A 17,642-nucleotide genomic window follows, 5' to 3' on the forward strand; every position below is an offset into this window, starting at 1 on the left:
CATTTTAACTCTTTTTATTATTTTTCCTTGGAATAAGTATGAATTAATTCAGTCAGTTTCTTTAATGTTGCCGGCTGAATATCAGGTGTAACACCATGACCTAAATTAAATACATGATTGCCATCCTGCAATCCTTCATCCAAAATTGCTTTCGTTCTTGTTTCAATTGTTTCCCATTCTGTCAATAAAATTGTTGGATCCAAATTGCCCTGGAGCACCTTTGTTACCCCTAGTGCACGCGCTTCTAGAATTGATGTACGCCAGTCCAAACCGATTACATCAACAGGAAGGTCATTCCACTCCAACAACAGATGACTGGCTCCTACACCAAAAATAATCAGCGGTACATCATGTCGTTTCAGTTCCGAGAAAATTTTTGTCATCACCGGTTTGATGAAGATACGGTAATCTGAAGCATTCAACGCTCCAACCCATGAATCAAAAATTTGGATTGCTTTGACACCGGCCTCAATTTGTGCCTCAACATAGGTTATCGTCATGTCTGCCAGTTTATCCATTAAAGCAAACCAGGCCTTTGGTTCACGATACATAAAAGCTTTGGTTTTACTGTAGTTCTTGGAAGGACCGCCTTCAATCATGTAACTTGCCAAAGTAAATGGCGCCCCGCTAAAACCGATTAAAGGAACCTCCAGCTGTTCCTTTGTCAGCAGACGAATCGTGTCCAACACATACGGCACATCTGCTTCTGGATCAATCATTCCCAATTTCTCAACATCCTGATAGCTTGTAATCGGATTATGAATAACCGGACCAATACCGGACTTTATTTCTACATCCACCCCTAGTGATGGCAGTGGCGACATGATGTCCTTATAAAGAATTGCTGCATCGGTGCCATACTGTTCAACAGGAAGACGTGTGACATAAGCACATAGCTCAGGTTGGTGTGTAATTTCAAATAAGGTATATTTTTTCTTCAATTCACGGTATTCCGGTTGCGACCTTCCAGCCTGGCGCATAAACCAGGTGGGAGTATAATCTGTTTTTTCGCCTTTATATGCTTTAATAATTGTATCATTTATGTTTTTTGCCATATAACTCACCCTTTTTTACGTACTTTGCTCCATTTTTCACTATATAGCTTTATTTCTCGACTGTATAGAAAATCCAGCTGATTGTCATGAATTTGTCTAAATTACCCGGTTAATCGTACTGTATTCGACTTCTCCCCTTCAAGCTTTGTTAAAGGATCATACGGTACAACATAATAACGATGGGATTGAAAGAGATCCGTTGTGCCTATTTCAAACTCTGTCTCCCCTTCCACTTCTCCAACCCGCTCATCTATCCCCTCTTTCTCGCGATAAACCCTGTACACAATACGATTATCATCCGTCCCCTGCCATGACAGTTTTCCTTTAACCAGTGAAATACCTCCAAACGTTAAACTCCCTTCCAATGACGTTATTTGCGGCAATTTAATAGGTTCCGGCAGTTTTTCTACACCATCGGGCTTTGTAAACTGTTCCGGAAGCGGCTCGGTTTTATCCATTTCTGTCAGTATTGCCTTAGTTAAACTCGTTGGATACGCACTACCTTCTTTTAGATAATGATCTTCATCTGATACGTCATAGCCCATCCACGTGGCCATCGTATAATTTGGCGTATAGCCTACAAACCAGGCATCCTTTACTTCCCCTTCCGCTAAAGGATGCTGAGTAGATCCCGTTTTTCCAGCCAATGCCTTTGGATATTCACCAGATGCAGCTGTCCCGCTTTCCACGGTAGCCTGCAGCATTTCCGTCATATTCCACGCTACCTGGGAACTGAAGACCTCTTCTACTTGCGGGCTGGACTGATAAATTAATTCACTATCCTGGTCAAAAATCTGATCAATCGTATAGGAGTCAATAAACGCACCACCGCGGTCAAACGTGCCATAACTCTCCATCAAATCCAACGGGGCTATCCCCTCTGTCAATCCACCTAAAGCAATTTCCAATCCATCATCCTCTATATCAATACTCATTTTTTCCAGGTAATCCTTTGAATAATCAACCCCGATTTGGTCAAGCATCCATACAGCTGAAGTATTTTTGGAATTTTTTATAGCGTCAAACATTGTGACAGCTCCGGCAAATTGCCCATCAACATTAGATACTGTATATTCATCCATCTGCTGATCCGGGATTACCGCATATGGTGAGTACTTTTCAGATTGCATCATTGCAGGTCCATATACCGCGATTGGTTTCATAATCGAGCCAGGCTGTCTTGTTACCGTAACGCGATTAAGATCTCCAAGCTGATAATCCCTCCCGCCAATTGCAGCGATAGTCTTACCTGTGTCCTGCTCCATCATTACAAAAGCACCTTCTGCTCCGGCTGTACTTCCTGGAAAATATGCCTCGTTTTGAAATTGTTGATAGGCAATCTTTTGTGCATCTTCGTCCATGTTTACAACAATTCGATAACCCCCTCGTTTCAGTTCATTAATTGAGAGTTGATGCTCCTGAGCTGCTTCTTTCATAACAAGGTCAATATAGCTGTCAACCCATGGATTTGTTTCTCTTTCCTCAATGTTTAGGCCTAGTGTTTTTCCTTCTTCCTGGACCCGCTCCTCTGTCGAAATCACACCGGTACTTTCCATTGACCTTAGAACCGTATTTCTTCGATCCAATGCCTTTTCCGGATGGTTGATTGGCGAGTAGCCATTTGGAGCCTTCGCAAGTCCAGCCAGCATTGCTCCCTCTGCTACCGTTAAATCACTGACATTTTTTGAAAAGAAATAATTGGAGGCTTTTTCGATTCCATATATACCATCTCCAAAATAAATCTCATTTATATAAAGTTCCAAAATTTCCTCTTTCGCTAATCTCGTTTCCAAATAAACTGCTGCCATTGCTTCCTTTGCTTTACGTGTCCATGTCTTATCATTATATAAAAATAGGTTTTTTGCCAGTTGCTGGGTAATCGTACTTCCACCCTCCACTTTTCCCATGGCAAGAATATTTCGGTAAACCGCACGGACAACCGATTTAAGATCAATACCTTTATGCTCATAGAAACGCCTGTCCTCAATGGCTATAAATGCATTGTGGACATGCTTCGGCACTTCTTCAAGCGGTACCGGGTTCCGGTTTTCATTATATAACTCCCCGATTATTTCCCCATCCGTTGTCTCAATAGTTGTTGTGGCATCCAAAATCAAGTCCGCTTCATTAACGACAAGCTTACCGCCAAATAATATGGCAGCATAGCCCAGGATTCCCAATAGGAGTATCATTCCAATGACAATTGCCGTCAGTTTTATTCTGTACGCAAAGGAACGTGGATTTACTTCATCCTGCTGATATTTTTTAAACATTTGTTCACCTCTACACATTTACCTATTCTATTATACGACAATTTTCTACAATCGAAAAGTATTAATACCTCATATTAGTTAATAATTATTTTAAATTGATTTGACTTGACTACCACCTTATCAGGTAGGGTACTATGGAAGTAAATAATATTTAAAACTGGGTTTTTCAAAAGAGTGAGCCTGAATTTATGCAGTGAGAAAGGAGATAACAGAATGAAAGCTTATATGACAATCGGCACGCAGGATTTTTTAGAAAAGCTTAAGGAGCAGCATCCAGGAATTAATTTTTATCTGATGAATAGCAGCTCCGGCACACTGGCTTATTATGAAAATGAGGCCAAAAATATATTTGCGTCTGGCAAAGAATATGAAGTGATTATTAATAATGGTGATGTCCAGGAAGAAGGATATGTCGTAATGAATAACATTCCTGTCACAGATGATGGGAGACCTGCCTTTGAGGACGGCTTCAAAAAGCGGAGAAATGCAGTAGATCAAATGCCAGGTTTCCAGGCTTTCCGTTTTCTACGGCCCGCCAAAGGCAATACGTATGTCGTATTCACACAATGGCGCTCCGTGGAAGACTTCGAAAACTGGAAGAACTCAGAACAATTTAAAAAAGCCCACGAGGGACAGGGAACAAAGCCACCAGCCTATTTCGCAGACAGACCTTTCATTACAACATATCACATGGTGGAACCGGAGGAATAAAAAAAAGCTAACTAGTATCTGGCTAGTTAGCTTTTTTAGGCAGTTAAGAAACCAGCATGGCGGCTAAGCGCATGCCGCCACCATCTATAATGAAAACAGCTAATATAACTAGAAGGCTGCCATCTAAAAGATTTATTGCCCTGACATAAAAGATATAAAGTACGACATAACTTTATCGTGATTTCGCTTCTTCCATTTCTTTTGAACCTGAGTGCTATCACAATCGCTTCGGCAGAATACTTCGCTTTCCGTGGGCACGGCCTCAGCCTCCTCAGAAGCAAAGAATGCTTCTTCCGGGGTCTTCAGACACGTGCTGTTCCCACAGGAGTCTACGTATTCTGCCTACGCTTAGAGTAGTGTTCTGATTATAGAAAGGAAAAAGCTCATGAAATTTATTTTTCATGGACGTTTTCTCCCTTAAACAGAAAGCTATTTTAAGCTGCTTAAAAAATGCGAGACTCCAACGGGAAAGGAACAGTCTGAAGCGTTCCCCGTGAAAAGCGAGTGTTTTTTTAGCAAGCGGTGGACTAGAACCCATTTTGTAAAGGATGAGAGAAAGCCACTGTTAGGTTACGTCGCATTTTATATTAACTGCGACGTTAAGGAGCAACAAAATTTACCATAAGAGCCAACCATAAAGGCAGAATCTTGGTTCAAGGTGGATATATTGAGTAATTTTCCCATTCTAATAACAGTTGTTTTCATACAAAGTATAAAACTTTCTTACTGCATAAGTGTGGTCTTTTAATTCAATACATACTGATTAAAGAACGACCGAAAGTTTTCTTCAGGATGAGCACCGGTAATCCGATCAACTTCTTCACCATTTTCAAAATGAATTACTGTTGGTGTTGCTTCAATACGATATTCCGCCCATTGATTTTCAAATTCTAAAAGATTTAATTTCTTCAACTCAACATCCATTTCTTCTGTTAATGGTACAAGCATTGGAGTCGTTTCCTGACAATATACACATGTTGGACTATAGAAATATACGGTCGTTGGTTCCCCGCTCTCTACTTCCTCTTTTAACTCATCGGGCATGATTTGATTGCCATAATTCGGATCATCCAATTGATCAATGGTAGCCTGATCCAGATCTTTCGCTCCATAGGGATTATCACTGTTTTCGACAGCCTGATTATTTTGATAGTTTGTCATGAAAAACAATCCTACAAATAAAAGGACGATAATTCCGCCAAAGATTAACATTTTATTTCTCATTGTCTATTTCTCCTTCTGTTGTTTAAGAATGATAAGATGCAAAATAAAGATAATAATAAATGCAGTTCCTGCCAAAAACGGAATCGTAATGAAACCAAAATATTCAACATATTTTAAGTTACATGCCACGGGACCGCATCCTTCACCGGCATCTTTTAATACTGGCAGGTTCTGAACCAAATAATGGTAGATGGATACAAGCATACCAATCCCACTTAAAATCAATCCCGGCAACGCGATAGAAGTATCCCTTTTTACTAACGCCACCCCATATATGATTATCAATGGGTACATGAATATTCGCTGTATCCAGCAAAGTGCACATGGAACATACCCCATAATTTCCGAATAATATAAACTTCCGGCAGTAGCAATGACTGCCATACCCCAAATCAGAAACAATAGGTTTTCAACAGTTTTACTCTTTGCATTAGTCATAAGGTTGTACCCCTTCTTCTATAAATCTCAATAACATTATACAAATAGTATAAAGGAAAAACAAAGTGTTCGCTTCATAAAATAACATTGTTGTGACATTTTCTTGAACAACAAGGTAATTACGATGTTGTCCGATACTGCTGAATTCTTCTATACAGATCGATAAGGCTAATCAATAGAAGGAATCCGATGAACAAACCTCCCACGACATCGGTCAAATAATGGACATTAATGAAATAGCGGCTGATGCCAATCAAGAATATGATTAAAGCAAAAAATAACTGCGTCCAAAAGACTGCTTTGGTTGATGATATTTTTTTAACCAGGAAAAAAGCCAATAACCCATAGCAAACCATGGAAATCATTGCATGCCCTGAAGGAAAACTGTAACCTTCCGCATTGGCTGCAGGCAATAAGCTTGGACGTTCTCTTTCAACAAAGTGCTTTATCAGCTGGTTCAACAGGTGACTCACCAAGGTCCCCCCGGAAAACATCAGAGCTGGTAACCAGTCTTTTAAAAACCACCACAGCAAAAAGGCCATTATTATGGTAAATGGAACCAGGAATGTACTTGAACCCAATTCCGTTACACACCGGAAAAATGTATAAATAGACGAATCATCCACTTCGCTCACCAACCCCCGCGTCCATTGATCTATATACGGAACCGTTCCAGTCATTATTTTCACGATCCAAATACCGGTCACAATAACTAGTAATACAAATAGAAAAAGAATGATGTAATTCCATTTATTCAACATGGGATATCCTCCTTCAATTAAATAATACCCCAAATGAGGTTTCAAAAAAACGTTAAAGGGTAAAGTCATATATACTTAAAATCTTAGAAAAGGTTGGGATTAATAATGGAAAAAGATTTACAACAATTAATTGATGGTTTAAATGACGACTTGGCACATGAATATGCTGCCGCAATTCAGTATACGTACAGCGCTTCGGTTGTTTCAGGTTTATACCGTTCGTCATTAAAACCTTTTTTTGAGTCAGAAATTAATGATGAACTTGGTCATGCCTTATACTTGTCAGAAAAAATAAAATCACTTGGAGGCACACCAACCACAAGTGCTGCAGAAGTACCACAACCTTCAGATGTGAAAGACCTGTTGGAAGCAACACGCAAATCTGAATCTGATACAATTGAGCGTTATAAAAACCGCAGAAAACAAGCGGAAGAACTTGGTTACATTGAACTCGTAGTAAAATTGGAAGATTTAATTGCTGATGAAACACACCATAAAGAAGAAGTAGAACGTTTACTTTCAGATCCGAGACTGTCCTAATTGATGAAACAAAAGCTGGGGGGCCTTGGTCACCCTAAGGCATAGCTTAAGCAAGAACTCGGACATGCGCGTTCTAGCTCATGCGGGAGTTCGCAGTTTTTGACCTCGAGGGGGTAGACGCCCCGAGCTGGACGTGGCTTACATTGTTCAAAATGTCTACCTCTTAACTACAAAAAAAGGTACCCATACAGGGTGCCTTTTTTTCATGAATTATTCCCCTCCTTTCTATCCGTAAAATGATATAATAGACAGAAAATGATCAGGAGGAATTCCCATTGCTAAATGATATACATAAGATGATAGATAATTTGTATCCGGAAATGGTTGAAAGGAGAAGATATTTACATCAATACCCGGAACTTTCCTTTAAGGAAACCGAAACAGCAAAATATATCGCTGATTTTTATAAAGAATTGGGTATCCCCTATAAAACAAAAGTTGGCGGAAATGGTGTGATTGCAACATTAAAAGGAGGAAAGCCCGGGAAGACCGTTGCATTACGGGCAGATTTTGACGCCTTACCGATTCAGGATGAAAAAGATGTAGCTTATAAATCAAAGGTGCCCGGTGTGATGCATGCATGTGGCCATGACGGGCACACATCGACACTACTTACACTCGCAAAAGTGATGAAGGCATATCAGAATGAATTACCCGGGACCATCGAGTTTCTGCACCAGCATGCCGAAGAATATGCGCCGGGTGGGGCAAAACCAATTATTGATTCAGGAGCCATTGATCATGTGGATGCAGTATTCGGCACCCATTTATGGGCAACCATCCCTCTTGGTGTTTTGGAAACGTCGAAGGATGCATTCATGGCAGGTGCGGACCGTTTTGAAATCAACATTCAAGGTCTGGGCGGACATGGTGCGTATCCTCATGAAACAAAGGATGCTATTCTCATCGGTTCAGAAATCGTTTCCCAGCTACAACAAATTGTCTCAAGAAGACTGGATCCAATGGAAACCGCAGTCGTAACCACCGGTAAATTTGAAGCGGGCGAAGCATTTAATATTATAGCTGACCGGGCAAAGTTAATCGGTACTGTTCGATACTTTAACCCGGATGTTCAAGACCTGATTATCAAGGAAATGGAAAAAATTATCAAAGGTGTGTGTATAACAAATGATGCTTCCTTCACCTTCGATTACTATAAAGGATACCCACCATTAATTAACAACGTACAAGAGGCAGCTTTGGTTCTGAAAGTCACAGAAGAAATTGAAGAAATCCATACAGCCAAAGAGGTTAATCCAGTAATGGCCGGAGAGGATTTTGCCTACTATACACTGAAAAAGCCAGGCGCATTTTTCTTCACAGGTGCTAACAAAGAAGGTAATCCATATCCCCATCATCATCCGAAGTTTGATATTGATGAGCGCGCATTACCGATCGCCGCAAAAACATTAATTGGAGCCTATTTTGCTTACCAGAGTTCCTAACGTACATCGATACGAAGTGTTTGAAAAATAGATTCAATCGTGTTGGAATTGTCAACTTCATTGCAACTCATAATACGTAAAACGAACCGCGACTTCCTCTCATCCTTTACAAAATGTGTGCTAGTCCAACGCTGCTTAAAAAATACTCGCTTTCCATGGGGAACGCTTCAGCCTCCTCACGAGCAAAAAGCGCTCGCTGCGGGGTCTTCAGACTGTTCCTTTTCCCATTGGAGTCTCACATTTTTTAAGCAGCTTAGAATAGCTTTCTGTTTAAGGGAGAATACGTAGACTCCTGCTCAGAATAGCACTTTACGTAAGACCCCGCAGAGCGAGCCAAAAGAACATAGGCTAAGAACGCCCCGTCCTAGGGCAACGCCTATGTGACCAAAATCTTGTTGGCCCGAGGCTGAAGCCGTGCCCGCTAAAAAGCGAAGTATTCTGTCGAAGCGATTGTATAACACTCGAGTTCAAAGGGAATGGAAGTATGCAAAACCACGATAAAGTTAAGTCATGGTTTTTCTTTTTTGTGTCAAAAGCCACAAAAGGGAGCTCCATTGTGATTGTGGAACTCCCATTTTGTACTATGCAATTTTTCGTTTTACATATCCATTAATAAACAGATACGTAAACAGAATACCGCCTGCTAAAACAATTACAAACCCTAAATACTCCTGCACTGCCAGAAACAGAAGAGAAAATAATACCGTTTGAATCAGGGTTAGCTGAAAAAGTAATTTCATCAAGGCATTTTGGCGTTGGCTAACCTCGACGGGATATATATCCAACCAGATAATTGTTCGATGATGCTGGTATAATGTCATCATCTGGAAACAGCTTAAATATAAAAATAAAATGGCAAACAGAATTTTCATCCAGACATTCGGGATAAAATAAATAAACAATCCACCGATAATAATCAGCCGAAGATATATCCCTAAATAATCACCACTGCGAACCAATGTAATTCTGTAAAGATAATCGAAGGTGTGATTTCTGGCAAATGGTACCCTACTCAGGATGGAGACCAGCCACTGACGCTTTTTCACGCGGTTTTTCAAATGTGGCACGTCTGCGAACATATTGGCCATACGGTAAAAGGCATGCATCCGATTCTGGTCTTTATCCACCAGAATATCCCATGCAATTCCCGGCTGTTTCTTGGAAACGTTAAAAATATATAAAAATACTGCAATAAAGATTACTGTCGCAATCCCCGCAAAGAGCATATCACCATTAACGATAAAATAGAATATAACCACATTTAACAGGCTGCGGGCAATGAGGTCTGTTTGCCTGAGACTTGCCTCCCTGATTTTAAGCATCCACCAATTAGCGATTAGATTCCACACTTTAAAAATAAGTACAAGAGCAAGTGTCAGCAAATACATACTGCCAGATCGCCCAGGGAAGGATTCAAAATATAATGGACCTAAGGCAGCCACAGCAAGTAGAATCAGATATAATTGAATCACAAAACTGTATATCAACGCATCCCTGAAATAGGCATTCATTTTATTTTCCGCAGCGATCAGAAAAACCAGATCCGGTTCCTTTAATAATGTTCGAACAGGACTGTAACTGACAAGTATCCCAAGGATTGCACCCATAATGAATGACGTAGGAAAGTCTGCCGGCAACTGTGCTAACCATTGCTGATAATAAACTGCCAGTGCCGAAATTAAAAAAAACATCGCAATCATCAAATGTCCATTAAAAATATAACGCAAATAACGGCTTAACTCTTTTAGATGTGCAGAAAAACGCTGTTTAAAAAATTCATGGGAATCAAACATGGCTATCTTCTTCCTTTGTTAATTGCACATATAAATCATCCAGTGTAGCACCAGGCATTCTAAAATCGTTCCTGAGCTCCTCCAATGTTCCAATCGCGCGGATGATTCCATCATGCAAAATAACAAACCGATCACAATACCGCTCTGCCGTTGCTAAAATATGTGTAGACATTAATACACCAGACCCATTACGCTTCATATCATCCATTAATTGTAAATAGGATTGGATTCCCAAAGGATCCAGACCAACAAAGGGTTCGTCCACAATATATAATGGTGGTTCAATCAAAAAGGCACACATAATCATTACCTTTTGACGCATTCCTTTAGAAAAATGAACAGGAAACCAGTTTAGTTTTTTCTCCATACGGAATTCTTTTAAAAGTGGCTGTAGTCTTTTTTCAAAAACTGCTTCAGAAATATCATAAGCCATTGCAGTTAGCCGGAGATGTTCATATAGTGTTAATTCATCATATAATATTGGCATTTCTGGAATATAGGCCATTTGATTACGGTAGGACGCAGGATTCTCCTGAAATGTTTGGCCATTGACGGATACAGTGCCTTTTTTCGCATGCATTAGACCAATGATATGCTTAATTGTAGTACTTTTTCCAGCCCCGTTAAGGCCAATTAGTGCGACAATTTCTTTCGGGTGTACATTAAACGAAATGCCGTTCAGAACATTTTTATGTGTATATCCCCCGTGCAGGTTATCTATATGTAACAAAGGTTCCACGAAAGTTTCCTCCTAATTCATCACTTAGCTAAAATTTTACCACTTATTAGATATAATGCCAAAAGAATCTGTACAATGAAATTCGGCAAATAATGATAAATATGCGTATAATTTTTTTCTCATGGCACATAATAGTTATTGAAGCACGGGGATGTACCTTATGTTTAAGTCACAAATGAGGTGTTAGCGATCGAGTATCTAATGTAATTTCGTGTCTAAAAAGCACAAAATGAGGTGTTAGTGATCGATATTCTAATATAAATTTCGTGCATTAAACAGTAAATGAGGTGTTTCCAAAAGGTAATCTAATGAAATAAAGCTCTTTTGCCAGGACTTAATCTCAGACCATGAGATGCTGACAAAAAAGCTTTTGTAAACGAACAGTTAAGTTAGTTAACAAAATGTTTACGATAGTCCCCATCGTTAGAGATCAATGGCATCCCCGTTCTTCACATGAGCAGGTTTTGTCCGTGTAATTTGCGGATAAAACCTGTCTCTTTTTTTGCATTCTTTCCTAAAGCTAATATACAATGATGTGTATAATAAAACGTAAGGAGTGGTTCGTATAATGCGTCATGAAGATTGTATTTTCTGTAAAATAATAGATGGTGAAATTCCTTCTGCAAAAGTATATGAAGACGATCATGTATATGCATTTCTTGACATAAGCCAAGTAACAAAAGGGCATACACTCGTCATCCCAAAGACCCACACTAAAAATATTTATGAAACACCACCGGAAATAGCAAGCGAACTTTTCGCTAGGGTTCCTAAGATCGCTCACGCTATAAAAAAAGAATACCAACCAATCGGCATGAATATATTGAACAATAATGAAAAACCCGCCGATCAGTCTGTATTTCATTTGCATATGCATCTTATCCCCCGTTACGGCGACGATGACGGATATTCAACCAACTGGACCGCCCACAGCGATGCGTATACATCCGAAAACCTTCAGCAAATTGCTGAGAAAATAAATGTTGCAATAGAGAAATAAATAAACAGCTGCGGGAGAATTTTTACCAATCTGAAAATTTAGTGCTTTTTATTCACTCTGTTTTTTGTTATAATAATTATAAGTTTCTGCAACTGACAATAGATGTACAGTTGAGGAATTACAAAGAGCTTAGAGAAGCTGAGTAGAGGAGAGGTACAAATGAATACAAGAATTTTGGTTATTTTATCGCTATTGATAGGGATGGGTGCTGTTTTGCACGCTATTGCCCCACCAATACTTTTTGGGGTTAAACCAGATATGCTGTTATCGATGATGTTTTTGGGTATTCTGTTATTCCCGAAGCCAAAGTATGTGCTGATTTTATCGATAGCAACAGGGGTCATTTCTGCATTGACAACATCCGCTCCAGGTGGGCAAATAGCTAATGTTATTGATAAACCGATTACTGCACTTTTATTTTTCGGAATGTTTTTATTGCTGAAAAACAAAATTCCAAGTACAATTACCGCCCCAGTATTAACAGCGATAGGTACCATGGTAAGTGGTTCAATCTTCCTTAGTGTTGCATTATTTATTATCGGCTTCATGGAAGGTGGATTTCTTGCATTATTCCTGACCGTTGTATTACCTGCTGCAGCAGTAAATACGATTATTATGATTGTAGTCTATCCAATCGTACAAGGGATCTTCAAAAGATCACAACCAGTTTCAGCCGTGTAATACAATGAACTAAAACTCCCTTGGCATATGCTTTGTCAAGGGAGTTTTACCACTATGGTTAACACTAATACCATAAGTAAAAAAACAGAAGTCAGGGTTTTCTAAGTTTACATAGAAATCAGGTTTGATTATCCCTTCAAAAGAGGAAAAGAAATAATACATGTTTGGAAGGAGCGTATGCATCATGTCAAAAGGAAAATCTTTAGTTTTAGGCCTTGTAATTGGTGGAACTGTCAGCGCTGCAGCAACATTATTAAGCACACCTTCATCTGGCAGAGAAGTCCGTGGACGCGTTAAACAGCAAGGTATGGATATGAAAGACTTACTTAATAACCTGAAACAGGATGGTCAACGTCTAAGAAAGCAAATCACAGAAACATCCAAAGAAGGCGCAGTCCTGGTTAGAGAACTCACACAGGAAATGAAAAAATCTGTTGCAGAATGGAAAGAAACAGTAGAACCCCATCAGGACAACATTAAGAAATATTTGGAGCAAATAGAAGTAAGCTTAAAAGACTTGGAAGAAAAAGTGAAGACACAATAATTTCGGTGAACTTTTCGCCAAGCCCTTATGGCGGTAGGCTAATGCCCGCACTCATGCAGTAAGGAAGTATTATACTTTCTTAACTGCTGAAAAAAACAGACTATCGATATTTCGATAGTCTGTTTTTATTTTACATTTTTATTCTGCTACGCCTTCTGTCCACTCAGCCACGAGATCTGGATTCTCTTCAACCCATGTAGCTGCTGCTTCTTCAGGGGCTGTACCATTTTGAATTTCAACCATTACTTCTTCCATACTTGAAGTTTCCCAATAGAAGTTATCAAGTACTTGGTATGCTTCTGGCATGTCTTCTTCTAACCCTTCACGTACCATTGTTTTGATTACTTCTGCTTCCCCAAATGACCCTTCTGGATCTTCCAGATATTTAAGATCATACTCTTGGAACTTCCAGTGTGGAGACCAGCCAGTTACAACAATTTCTTCTTCATTTTCAACAGCCGAGCCTAATTCTGTAGCCATTGCACCACTGGAAGATGTTTGTACTTCCCAATCGGAAAGATTATCATAATCTTCAAGCGCTTGTTCTGACGCTGCTACAACACCAGCTCCCGGCTCAATACCAGTAACCGTTTGACCAGCTTCATCGCTCAAATCTGCAATGGAATTTACATCCATATACTCTGGTACAACCATTCCAATTTTAGCGCCTTCTAAGTTTTCACCTAAATCAACCATTTGATCGCCATACTCTTCAAATTGAGCAGCATGCGTTCCAGGCATCCAAGCCGCAACCATACCATCAGCTTCCCCACTAGCAACTGCTTCCCACATTACTGCATTATCCAGTGGAGTTACTGTAACATCATATCCAAGGTCTTCTAAAACCTTTCCTACAACGTTTGTGGATGCAATTTCGGTGTCCCATTCCACATATGCTAATTCAATTTCTTGTCCTTCTCCTACATTACTGCCTTCTGATGATTCTTCGGATGTACCGTTATCTGTTTCTTCTCCATTATCAGCAGACTCTTCTTCAGATCCGCCACCGCCACATGCGGCGAGAATTAATAACAGAGCAAGTCCCATAATAAGACCAAACTGTTTCCAGCTACGTTTAAACATAACTATATCTCCCCTTTTCTTTTTTTTATATATGGAAACTTTTCTAATTGAAAAGATACCAACAATGATTATGCTTTACTTTTATTCATATTCTGTGTAATACGATCAATAATAATCGCCAGAATTACTATGCCAATACCAGCAACAAAACCTGTACCTACCTGAGCACGCTGCAAGGAGGATAGAACCGCACTTCCAAGTCCAGGTGCACCTATCATTGATGCAATAACAACCATAGACAGTGCAAGCATAACAGTCTGGTTGATACCTGCCATGATTGTTGCTTTCGCCATTGGAAGTTCTACCTTAAATAATTTTTGTGCTCCCGTACTACCAAATGCGTCGGAAGCTTCCACCAATTCTGTAGAAACCTGACGTATACCTAAATTGGTAAAGCGTACGGTTGGCGGTGTAGCAAAAATCAGTGATGCGAACACACCTGGAACCATACCAATTCCGAAAAACGCAACAGCCGGAATTAAATAAACAAAGGCCGGCATTGTCTGCATAAAGTCCAGAATCGGTGTAAATATTGCCTGAGCTATCTTACTCTTAGACATTAAAATGCCAATCGGTACTCCAATAATTATGGATAAGAGACTGGATAGCAATACTAACGTGACGGTGCTCATTAAATCTTCCCAATAGCCCTGATTATAAATAAACCAGAGACCTACAATAGCAAAAGCTGCTAACCCGAACTTCTTCCCTGATATAAAGAATGCAATTATTGCAACGATAAGCATAAAAATGATGGGTGGAATCCCCATTAATAAATCCTCAGATACAAATTCCATTAAAGTACCAAAATATTCCTTTATTGGATCAAATAAAAATGAAAACGCATCGGTGATCCAATCTGTTGCAGTCTCTGTTGCATCTGCAACTGGTATTTCCGGTATAAAATCGAGCATGTTGTTAAGCATTTTCCAAATTCACCTCGCCATCTTTAGCAAGTGCAGCAATTACTGCTCCACGTACAATGATACCTGCCAGCTTGCCTTCATCAACAACAGCAACCGGGATTGGTGAGTCGTGGATAATATTAAATATATCATTCATCGATGTTTCTCTATCTACTTTTGGTATATTATTCTTCAATATTTCCTGCAGATTGCTTACTTCTTTTTTTTGTGCTTCAGAGGCATCCTCTGCTGTAATATAACCTTTTAAATTACGTTTTCCATCAATAACATACATACCTGAAAGCCCTTCTTCCCGCATACGTTCCAAAGCAACACGCGGGCCATGTTTCTCAATATTAACGGTCTCAGGTCGCTTCATAATATGTTCAGCTGTTAACACTTTTGCTCTGTCCACATCTTCAACGAATTTTTCCACATAATCGTTGGCTGGGTTAACAAGGATTTCCTCTGGTGTTCCAACTTGTACAATTGATCCATCTTTCATTAAAGCAATTCGATCACCAATCCGGAGTGCTTCATCTAAATCATGGGTTATAAAGATGATGGTCCTCTTCATGGAAGACTGCAAATCAATCAGTTCATCCTGCATTTCTTTACGAATAAGTGGATCCAACGCAGAAAATGCTTCATCCATTAACAGAACTTCCGGATCATTAGCTAAAGCACGGGCAAGTCCTACACGTTGCTGCATTCCACCTGAAAGCTGACCGGGGTTTTGATTGATATAATCACCGAGCCCTACCATTTCCAAGGCATCTTTCGCTTTTTTCTTTCTTTCTTCCTTCGGTACATTTTGAATTTCCAACCCGTATTCAGCATTTGCCAAGATACTACGGCGCGGGAACAACGCAAAATTTTGGAAAACCATGCTCATCCTTTCTCTGCGTATTTTCCGCAACGCTTTTTTATCCATTTTAGCTAAGTTTTCCCCATCTACTAAAATGCTACCATTTGTGGGTTCAATCAATCGGTTAAGCAAACGAACTAATGTTGACTTACCACTACCGGACAGTCCCATAATAACAAAGATTTCTCCTGCTTCTACGGAAAACGAAGCACGATTAACTCCGACAGTATTCCCAGTCTTTTTTAAAATAGCATCCTTTGTTAAGCCTTCATCCAAAAGCTTTATAGCTTTTTTAGGATTTTTACCGAATACCTTTGTTAAGTTATTCACTTCTATAATCGGCACATTTTTCACCTCTTCTATAAATCTAAATCCCGTCTGCAGTGTGAGTAAAGAACTAATACGATTTACTCAATATTTCTACATACAGAAAGATATGAAACCCGTTCATCACGTAAATGGAATTTCATAGGTTACGTAACTTATTTAGCCACTATCATACTATATACCATAACCAATATATAATTCAAACGTTAGATTTCATTAATTTTGTACATATTTTATATACAGTTTATTCTGTATGGAATTTATATAGATATACCTTTCTTTATCTGCTATTTCCTCTCATATACTATCTAATATCATATTTTCAATCTCGTTAGAATTAAGTTAACCTTTTTATAGTAGTGGTTAAGGAGGCTTTTTATGTTTTATCCCAACAATGAAGAAACAGTAAATAAAATTATTATTGAGTTTTCCAAAACGATTGAAATGTTTGATTTAAGTCCTGTGGAGGCACGTTTATTTGCATATTTATATCTGACGAATGAACCATTGACTTTGGACGAAATGAGTGAGGCTGTGGGAAAAAGCAAAACTTCCATGAGTACAAGCATCCGGACATTATCGGATATTAATCTCGTCACACGTGTATGGAAAAAGGGTGTACGTAAAGATTTATACCAGGCAAATACCCAACTGTTTAAATCATTTATGAATTCCTATATTAGTAAATGGGTAGAAGCAGCAAATCATCAAAAGGATTCGCTGGATACAATAAAAGTTCAAATTGAAACAGATAACAGAAATGGTTCATCTGAGGAATTTGATTTGATTGACATGAAGTTGAATAACATTATTGAATTTCATACGCAGGTTGGGGAGTTATTCAGAAAAATGAAGCAGGAATAACCTAACCATCATTTTTCATCATCTTCTTCTCTTCACTTTTTCACATTCCATTATCTTAATAAATTCTGTCATTAAAGAAGGAAAACAACCTTCTTTTTTTAATGCAAAAATTGTGGCATGCGGGTCTAATTTCTCATTCAGCATCCCGACAAAATGAATAAGTAAGGAGGAAAAATGTAAAAAGCCTTCCTCCTTTTGTATCTCATATTTTTCATTAAGCTCCTGCAGCATTTGCATTAATTCCTCAAACTCTTCCCTTGAAATATTATTTTCTATAATTAATTGGATGACTGGATATCTGTCCATATTGATGATTTTGGAGAGTAAGTCCAAGTGAAAAGATGTTGTATCATTGTTTTCAGTATGTAAAGTTTTCATGCCAATGGCCCCC

At 39.1% G+C, this 17,642-nt stretch carries 18 protein-coding genes; 7 read left to right on the top strand and 11 right to left on the bottom strand.

The features are described 5' to 3' along the window. Positions 1 to 17: 17 nt before the first annotated feature. Together hemE and ACZ427_RS12165 are read right to left on the bottom strand one after the other, a co-directional pair. Positions 18 to 1,055, bottom strand: coding sequence for a uroporphyrinogen decarboxylase (hemE, locus tag ACZ427_RS12160; RefSeq protein ID WP_461178818.1), 1,038 nt, complete (start codon positions 1,053 to 1,055; stop codon positions 18 to 20). Positions 1,056 to 1,156: 101 nt separating this feature from the next. Beyond that, entirely contained in the window at positions 1,157 to 3,328 is a 2,172-nt protein-coding gene (locus tag ACZ427_RS12165) for a transglycosylase domain-containing protein (protein WP_461178819.1), read from the bottom strand. 213 nt (positions 3,329 to 3,541) lie between these two features. Here ACZ427_RS12165 and ACZ427_RS12170 point away from each other — a divergent pair, with 213 nt between their 5' ends. After that, complete coding sequence (locus ACZ427_RS12170) at positions 3,542 to 4,039, top strand: antibiotic biosynthesis monooxygenase family protein (protein WP_461178820.1); 498 nt, start codon at positions 3,542 to 3,544, stop codon at positions 4,037 to 4,039. 744 nt (positions 4,040 to 4,783) lie between these two features. Here ACZ427_RS12170 and ACZ427_RS12175 read toward each other — a convergent pair. The 3 genes from ACZ427_RS12175 to ACZ427_RS12185 form a co-directional block, all read right to left on the bottom strand. Beyond that, positions 4,784 to 5,263, bottom strand: a complete 480-nt coding sequence (locus ACZ427_RS12175) for a thioredoxin family protein (RefSeq protein ID WP_461178821.1) — start codon at positions 5,261 to 5,263, stop codon at positions 4,784 to 4,786. Between the two features lie 3 nt (positions 5,264 to 5,266). Next, positions 5,267 to 5,701, bottom strand: a complete 435-nt coding sequence (locus tag ACZ427_RS12180; RefSeq protein WP_461178822.1) for a disulfide oxidoreductase — start codon at positions 5,699 to 5,701, stop codon at positions 5,267 to 5,269. Positions 5,702 to 5,820: 119 nt separating this feature from the next. Then, positions 5,821 to 6,462 carry a phosphatase PAP2 family protein gene (locus ACZ427_RS12185; protein WP_461178823.1) on the bottom strand — a complete coding sequence of 214 codons (642 nt, stop codon included), beginning with the start codon at positions 6,460 to 6,462 and terminating at the stop codon, positions 5,821 to 5,823. Positions 6,463 to 6,567: 105 nt separating this feature from the next. On the opposite strand from ACZ427_RS12185, the gene ACZ427_RS12190 reads away from it, so the two are divergent. Together ACZ427_RS12190 and ACZ427_RS12195 are read left to right on the top strand one after the other, a co-directional pair. After that, positions 6,568 to 7,002: a ferritin-like domain-containing protein gene (locus ACZ427_RS12190; protein WP_461178824.1), complete on the top strand. Its 435-nt coding sequence runs from the start codon at positions 6,568 to 6,570 to the stop codon at positions 7,000 to 7,002. A gap of 275 nt (positions 7,003 to 7,277) precedes the next feature. Continuing rightward, positions 7,278 to 8,447, top strand: coding sequence for an amidohydrolase (locus tag ACZ427_RS12195; RefSeq protein ID WP_461178825.1), 1,170 nt, complete (start codon positions 7,278 to 7,280; stop codon positions 8,445 to 8,447). Between the two features lie 581 nt (positions 8,448 to 9,028). On the opposite strand, the gene ACZ427_RS12200 is transcribed toward ACZ427_RS12195, so the two are convergent. Together ACZ427_RS12200 and ACZ427_RS12205 are read right to left on the bottom strand one after the other, a co-directional pair. Continuing rightward, complete coding sequence (locus tag ACZ427_RS12200) at positions 9,029 to 10,240, bottom strand: ABC transporter permease (RefSeq protein WP_461178826.1); 1,212 nt, start codon at positions 10,238 to 10,240, stop codon at positions 9,029 to 9,031. Next, positions 10,233 to 10,979, bottom strand: a complete 747-nt coding sequence (locus ACZ427_RS12205) for an ABC transporter ATP-binding protein (protein WP_461178827.1) — start codon at positions 10,977 to 10,979, stop codon at positions 10,233 to 10,235. The genes ACZ427_RS12200 and ACZ427_RS12205 overlap by 8 nt, the downstream gene beginning before the upstream one ends. A 568-nt stretch (positions 10,980 to 11,547) precedes the next feature. Between ACZ427_RS12205 and ACZ427_RS12210 the strand changes: the two genes are divergently transcribed. The 3 genes from ACZ427_RS12210 (at position 11,548) to ACZ427_RS12220 (ending at position 13,204) form a co-directional block, all read left to right on the top strand. Then, positions 11,548 to 11,979 (top strand): HIT family protein, encoded by a 432-nt coding sequence (locus ACZ427_RS12210; RefSeq protein ID WP_461178828.1) that lies wholly within the window; start codon positions 11,548 to 11,550, stop codon positions 11,977 to 11,979. 159 nt (positions 11,980 to 12,138) lie between these two features. After that, a complete protein-coding gene (locus tag ACZ427_RS12215) occupies positions 12,139 to 12,660 on the top strand; it encodes a tryptophan transporter (protein ID WP_461178829.1) in 522 nt (173 codons plus the stop codon). Between the two features lie 184 nt (positions 12,661 to 12,844). Further along, positions 12,845 to 13,204: a YtxH domain-containing protein gene (locus tag ACZ427_RS12220; protein WP_461178830.1), complete on the top strand. Its 360-nt coding sequence runs from the start codon at positions 12,845 to 12,847 to the stop codon at positions 13,202 to 13,204. A gap of 138 nt (positions 13,205 to 13,342) precedes the next feature. Here ACZ427_RS12220 and ACZ427_RS12225 read toward each other — a convergent pair whose 3' ends face one another. The 3 genes from ACZ427_RS12225 to ACZ427_RS12235 all read right to left on the bottom strand — a co-directional run bounded on the left by ACZ427_RS12225 (position 13,343) and on the right by ACZ427_RS12235 (position 16,405). Further along, positions 13,343 to 14,287, bottom strand: a complete 945-nt coding sequence (locus ACZ427_RS12225; RefSeq protein WP_461178831.1) for a glycine betaine ABC transporter substrate-binding protein — start codon at positions 14,285 to 14,287, stop codon at positions 13,343 to 13,345. Between the two features lie 68 nt (positions 14,288 to 14,355). Further along, on the bottom strand, positions 14,356 to 15,213 hold the full coding sequence (locus tag ACZ427_RS12230; protein ID WP_461178832.1) for an ABC transporter permease: 858 nt from the start codon (positions 15,211 to 15,213) through the stop codon (positions 14,356 to 14,358). Continuing rightward, entirely contained in the window at positions 15,206 to 16,405 is a 1,200-nt protein-coding gene (locus tag ACZ427_RS12235; RefSeq protein ID WP_461178833.1) for a quaternary amine ABC transporter ATP-binding protein, read from the bottom strand. Before ACZ427_RS12235 ends, ACZ427_RS12230 begins: the two co-directional genes overlap by 8 nt. Before the next feature lie 360 nt (positions 16,406 to 16,765). On the opposite strand from ACZ427_RS12235, the gene ACZ427_RS12240 reads away from it, so the two are divergent. Further along, positions 16,766 to 17,251 carry a GbsR/MarR family transcriptional regulator gene (locus ACZ427_RS12240; RefSeq protein ID WP_461178834.1) on the top strand — a complete coding sequence of 162 codons (486 nt, stop codon included), beginning with the start codon at positions 16,766 to 16,768 and terminating at the stop codon, positions 17,249 to 17,251. Between the two features lie 18 nt (positions 17,252 to 17,269). Here the strand turns inward: ACZ427_RS12240 and ACZ427_RS12245 are convergent, their stop codons facing one another. Beyond that, on the bottom strand, positions 17,270 to 17,629 hold the full coding sequence (locus tag ACZ427_RS12245) for a DUF1878 family protein (RefSeq protein ID WP_461178835.1): 360 nt from the start codon (positions 17,627 to 17,629) through the stop codon (positions 17,270 to 17,272). Between the last annotated feature and the right edge of the window lie 13 nt (positions 17,630 to 17,642).

Source organism: Virgibacillus ainsalahensis (assembly GCF_055380755.1).

What these genes read in the sequence shown, in the direction of transcription:
- ACZ427_RS12225 (WP_461178831.1), bottom strand. Translation starts at nt 14,287, where the DNA reads ATGTTTAAACGTAGCTGGAAACAGTTTGGTCTTATTATGGGACTTGCT.
- ACZ427_RS12240 (WP_461178834.1), top strand. Translation starts at nt 16,766, where the DNA reads ATGTTTTATCCCAACAATGAAGAAACAGTAAATAAAATTATTATTGAG.
- hemE (WP_461178818.1), bottom strand. Translation starts at nt 1,055, where the DNA reads ATGGCAAAAAACATAAATGATACAATTATTAAAGCATATAAAGGCGAA.
- ACZ427_RS12185 (WP_461178823.1), bottom strand. Translation starts at nt 6,462, where the DNA reads ATGTTGAATAAATGGAATTACATCATTCTTTTTCTATTTGTATTACTA.
- ACZ427_RS12215 (WP_461178829.1), top strand. Translation starts at nt 12,139, where the DNA reads ATGAATACAAGAATTTTGGTTATTTTATCGCTATTGATAGGGATGGGT.
- ACZ427_RS12165 (WP_461178819.1), bottom strand. Translation starts at nt 3,328, where the DNA reads ATGTTTAAAAAATATCAGCAGGATGAAGTAAATCCACGTTCCTTTGCG.
- ACZ427_RS12200 (WP_461178826.1), bottom strand. Translation starts at nt 10,240, where the DNA reads ATGTTTGATTCCCATGAATTTTTTAAACAGCGTTTTTCTGCACATCTA.
- ACZ427_RS12245 (WP_461178835.1), bottom strand. Translation starts at nt 17,629, where the DNA reads ATGAAAACTTTACATACTGAAAACAATGATACAACATCTTTTCACTTG.
- ACZ427_RS12170 (WP_461178820.1), top strand. Translation starts at nt 3,542, where the DNA reads ATGAAAGCTTATATGACAATCGGCACGCAGGATTTTTTAGAAAAGCTT.
- ACZ427_RS12190 (WP_461178824.1), top strand. Translation starts at nt 6,568, where the DNA reads ATGGAAAAAGATTTACAACAATTAATTGATGGTTTAAATGACGACTTG.
- ACZ427_RS12210 (WP_461178828.1), top strand. Translation starts at nt 11,548, where the DNA reads ATGCGTCATGAAGATTGTATTTTCTGTAAAATAATAGATGGTGAAATT.
- ACZ427_RS12175 (WP_461178821.1), bottom strand. Translation starts at nt 5,263, where the DNA reads ATGAGAAATAAAATGTTAATCTTTGGCGGAATTATCGTCCTTTTATTT.
- ACZ427_RS12230 (WP_461178832.1), bottom strand. Translation starts at nt 15,213, where the DNA reads ATGCTTAACAACATGCTCGATTTTATACCGGAAATACCAGTTGCAGAT.
- ACZ427_RS12220 (WP_461178830.1), top strand. Translation starts at nt 12,845, where the DNA reads ATGTCAAAAGGAAAATCTTTAGTTTTAGGCCTTGTAATTGGTGGAACT.
- ACZ427_RS12180 (WP_461178822.1), bottom strand. Translation starts at nt 5,701, where the DNA reads ATGACTAATGCAAAGAGTAAAACTGTTGAAAACCTATTGTTTCTGATT.